Origin of the sequence: Pseudonocardia sp. (assembly GCF_025965585.1) — a bacterium.
Taxonomy (GTDB): Bacteria; Actinomycetota; Actinomycetes; order Mycobacteriales; family Pseudonocardiaceae; genus Pseudonocardia.
Genome location: NZ_JAOPWR010000292.1, coordinates 1 through 4,508, shown reverse-complemented (window position 1 = coordinate 4,508; position 4,508 = coordinate 1). Strand labels below are relative to the sequence as shown.

The following is a 4,508-nucleotide window of genomic DNA, read 5'->3' as shown; positions in this document are numbered from 1 at the left end:
CTACGCCAACCGCACGGACTTCATCCGCACAGCGATCCGGCGGCAGCTCGAGAGCCGGGCGGACGCGGTGAACGACACCGTGCAGCGCCGGACGTTGACGCTCGGCACCCGGCATCTCGGCCGCCGTGAGCTCGAACAGCTCCGTGACGCCGGGCAGACGATCGAGCTGCAGGTACTGGGGCTCGCCACGGTCGCCGACGACGTCACCCCGGAGCTCGCGCTGGCGACCATCGCGTCGGTGGAGGTGCTCGGCGCCTTCCGGGCGCCGAGGGCGGTCAAGGCCGCCCTCGCGCCACGCACGGTCTGACCACCGCCACGCACGGGCCATCCATCCTCACGGCACCGCCCGACCGGGCCCACTGCCGGTAGAACACCCCGAGAGGGAAATCCATGGACGCCGAACGCTCCACCAGCATGTCCGAAGCACTGAGGCTCACCCGGGAGGGGAGGCTGGTGGAGGCGGCCGCCCTGCTGCAGCGCACCCTCGGGGCCGCACCACACACCGCTGCGACCACACCCGGATCGCTCCTGGGCCGCCGCGCCGGTGGCGGACTGGCGGGCATCCTCGCCGACGCGGCACGCGCCGGAGCCGGCGGCCTGCTGCGCAACCTCACGACGACCACCGCCGGCGGCGGTGGTCCCGCAACGGCCGAGGCGGCCGCAGCTCCCGGCGGCGAGATCCGCCACCTGCGCCACACCGGGCCGTCCGGGACACGGGCCTACGACCTCTACATCCCCACCGGCTACAGCGGAGCACCGGTGCCGCTCGTCGTCATGCTGCACGGCGGGAAGCAGGACGCCGCGGACTTCGCCGCCGGCACCCGCATGAACGACCTCGCCGAGCAGCACACCTTTCTCGTCGCCTACCCGCAACAGTCCTCCGCGGCCAACAGCGGCGGCTACTGGAACTGGTTCTCCCCCGCCGACCAGCACGCCGACACCGGTGAGCCGGCGATCATCGCCGGCATAACGCGCACCGTCATGAGCGACCACGTCGTCGATCCCGGACGCGTCCACGTGGCCGGGCTGTCCGCGGGAGGCGCCATGGCCGCCGTCATGGCCGCGACCCACCCGGAGCTCTACGCCGGGGTGGGCGTGCACTCCGGAATCGCCCACGGCGCCGCGAACGACGTCGCGTCCGCCTTCGCCGCGATGCGCACGGGTGGGAACCCCGGGCCGGGAGCAGCGGTGCCGCTGATCGTGTTCCACGGCGACCGTGACGCCATCGTGGCACCGGTGAACGCCGAGAAGCTCGTCGCGGCCCGGCTGGCGAACACGGCCTCATCCCTGTCCGACACCACCCGCCACGACTCCGGGCCCGGTCGCCCGTCCACCAGGACGGTGTACACCGACCTCGACGGCACCGTCCTCGCCGAGGCCTGGACCGTGCACGGTGGCGGCCACGCCTGGTTCGGCGGAAACCCGGTCGGGTCCTACACCGACCCCATGGGTCCCGACGCCTCTGCGGAGATGGTCCGGTTCTTCCTCGAACACCACCGCTGAGCACAACCGCATCCGACCTACGGAGCTGCCTGGCTCAGTCGTCCATGCTCGCCAGCTCGGCGCAGACCCCGCTGCAGGCATAGACGCGGCTGCCGGCCTCCGACTGGCCGACCGGGTCGTAGAGCGTGACGTCGAGGAGCCCGTAGTGCCGCCCGCACATCACACAGGCGACGCCCTCGGCCTGGGCGGCCGTGAGGTGTGTGAAGACGCGCTCAGCAGGCTCGGTCATGCCTACCGAGCCTTGTCCAGCTCCGCCGCCTTGTACAGCCTGGGGCGCCCCCGGCCGGACACCGGATCACGACCGGGCTGCGGCCGCTCCGGTGGCTGGAGCGGTGTGCGGTGACGGCAAGGAGATCGACATGAGGACCCGGGGCGCGGTCGTTCGCGAAGCGCCTGGCTCGGATGGTTCCCGAGGACGTCCTGGTTCCGGCGGACTTCGTCCAGGGAACCCCGCCCCACCCGTCGCTCACCTGATGTTCACGTTGTCGGGTCGTCCGGGTTCTGATCCTGACGAGCCCCGGTGTCGCCACCGGTGCGGCGGCTGAGCAGCCGGTAGCTGGGGTCGATGAGTGTCAGCCGGCCCGCGACACTCGAGAGACGGCCCTGCAGCCGGACCGCACGGCCGGGCTCCATGCCCTTGATGTACGAACAGCCGTAGAACCGGGCGGTGATGGTGCCGCTCTCGTCGGTGACGGTGCAGGCGAGCGCCGGGGTTCCGTCGGCTGAGACGATCTCGACCCCGGTGACGCTGCCGGTGACGGTGGCCGGTCCACGGTCGGGGAGCTCCCCGATCGGGGTCGACGTGGGCTCGGGTCGCCCTTCCCGCGCCGGTGCGCCGGGGGCTGGTGGCGCCGGGGCGGGGGCAGACGGGTCGGGAACGGTGGGGTCGGCGACGAGACGCCGCTGCGTGTCGACGAAGCTCTCCCCCTCGCGGCGGGCCTCGGAGAGCCGCCTCACGGGCCCGCTCACATCGAACGGGATGATCGTGGCGGCGGCGTGCGGCACGCTGCTGATGCGTTCGGCGAGGTGGTCGGCCGTGCGGTCGTGCAGGAGGCGTCCGAGCACGGGCGAGTAGGTGCGTCGCGGCAGCAGGACGGTCATCTCGGTCCGGCCGTCGCCCACCAGGCGGCTGATCAGCTCGACCGACGCCCGCCCCAGCCTGCGGTCGGGGCAGTCGTGCAGTTCCAGGCCGATGTCGCCACGCTGGAAACGTCCCCACCGATCGGCCAGCCGCCGGGCCCGGGGCTCGTCGATGACGAAGTGCACCGCCCGGATCTCGGCCGCACGCAGCCCGCGCGCGTAGCGCAGGGCACGCAGGGTCGCGAGGTCGAGGTTGTCGACGAACACCAGCACGACGTGACGTGACCACGTGGGCTCGACGTCGAGGATCGGGGCGAGCGCCGCGAGCGCGGCCTCCTCCTCCCGGTACTGGCGGTTGAGCCGGATCAGGGCGAACACGAGGATCGGGAACAGCACGACCACGGCCCAGGCACCCTCGGTGAACTTGACCACCGCGAAGATCAGGACGACGAGGAGCGAGAGGGCGCCGGCACTGGCGTTGATGACCAGCTTGGGCCGCCAGCCGGGCTCGCGGTGCGTGAGGTGGTACCTGGCCATGCCGAACCCGGCCAGGGTGAAGCCCGTGAACACGCCGATGGCGTAGAACGGCACCAGCGCGGAGACGGTGCCGCCGCTGACCACGAGCAGGACGATCGCGACCACGGCCAGCACGATGATGCCGTTGGAGAAGACCAGCCGGTGGCCCCGCTTGGTCAGCTGCCGGGGCAGGAACGAGTCCCCGGCCACGAAGCTGGCCAGGAACGGGAACCCGTTGAAGCTGGTGTTGGCCCCGGTGTAGAGGATCAGCGCCGTCACCGCCTGCACCACGTCGAACAGCACCGTTCCCGCCGGCCCGGCGCCGAACACCGCCCGGACCTCCTGGGAGATCACCGACGGGTAACCGCTGATGAACGGCGTGGCATGGGTCAGGTGGGCGAGCCATGACACCCCTGCGACGAGGAACGCCAACGTCGCGGCCATGACGACGAGCACCCGCCGGGCGTTGACCCCTTCGGGCGGCCGGAAGCTGCTCACGCCGTTGCTGATCGCCTCCAGCCCGGTCAGCGACGAACCGCCGTTGGCGAAGGATCGCAACAGCGTCAGCACCACGACCCCGAGAGTGAGGCCGGCCCCGCTGCCGACGGGGACCGCGCCCGGGAGTGCGGCGGGGTCGTAGCTGGGAAGGTCGCCCAGCAGGCCGCGCACCGTCCCGACCACGATGACCGCTGCCATCGCGCCGCCGAACAGGTAGGTGGGGAGCGCGAAGGCCCGTCCGGCCTCCCGGATGCCTCGCAGGTTGCCGTAGGCGAGCAGGACCACCACGCCGACGGTGATCACCAGGCTGTAGGGGCCCAGCTCCGGGACGGCCGAGACCACCGCGACCGTTCCCGCCGCGGTCTGCACCGCGACGGTCACGACGTAGTCGATCAGGAGTGCGACGGCGGCGATCTGGGCCACGCGTGGCCCGAAGTTCTCCCTCGCGACCACGTAGGACCCGCCGGCCTTGGTGTAGACCTGCACGACCTCGCGGTAGGACAGCGTCAACAGCACCAGCAGGGCCAGCACGACACCGGTGATGGAGAGCACGAGACTGAATGCCGCCAGCCCGAACACGGGCAGCAGCTCCACCAGCATCTGCTCGGTGCCGTACGCCGAGGAGGAGATGCAGTCGGGAGCCAGGACTCCCAGCGCGAGCGTGTTGGGCAGCCGCTCCTCGCTCAACCGCTCGCTGACCAGCGGTGCCCCGAGGAACACCCGCTTGAGTCGGTAACCCCACGGCTCGGGAACCGCCACGGGATCGCGCTGCGCTCGCCGGCCTCCCGTCTCGCCCTGGTCCGGGATCTGTGCAGCGGGTTCGGTCACGTGGCCCCCGTTCCAGGTAGGTCGAGCTCGGCCGGGCCCTTCGGCACAGCCACGCAGTACAGGGGCGCCCTCATGCTCGTCCG

General features: G+C 71.8%; 4 protein-coding genes. 2 read left to right on the top strand and 2 right to left on the bottom strand.

The features are described 5' to 3' along the window. Nucleotides 1-307, top strand: a 307-nt coding sequence (locus JWR81_RS18145; RefSeq protein WP_297653793.1) for a CopG family transcriptional regulator, incomplete at its 5' end; no start/stop codon positions are given. A 107-nt stretch (nucleotides 308-414) separates the two neighbouring features. Then, the gene (locus tag JWR81_RS18140) at nucleotides 415-1,503 is read left to right on the top strand and encodes a PHB depolymerase family esterase (RefSeq protein ID WP_297653789.1); all 1,089 of its coding nucleotides are present in this window, start codon (nucleotides 415-417) and stop codon (nucleotides 1,501-1,503) included. A 34-nt stretch (nucleotides 1,504-1,537) separates the two neighbouring features. On the opposite strand, the gene JWR81_RS18135 is transcribed toward JWR81_RS18140, so the two are convergent. Together JWR81_RS18135 and JWR81_RS18130 are read right to left on the bottom strand one after the other, a co-directional pair. Further along, nucleotides 1,538-1,732 carry a hypothetical protein gene (locus tag JWR81_RS18135; protein WP_297653786.1) on the bottom strand — a complete coding sequence of 65 codons (195 nt, stop codon included), beginning with the start codon at nucleotides 1,730-1,732 and terminating at the stop codon, nucleotides 1,538-1,540. A 248-nt stretch (nucleotides 1,733-1,980) separates the two neighbouring features. Further along, nucleotides 1,981-4,356, bottom strand: a complete 2,376-nt coding sequence (locus tag JWR81_RS18130; RefSeq protein ID WP_297653783.1) for an amino acid permease — start codon at nucleotides 4,354-4,356, stop codon at nucleotides 1,981-1,983. Nucleotides 4,357-4,508 lie beyond the last annotated feature (152 nt).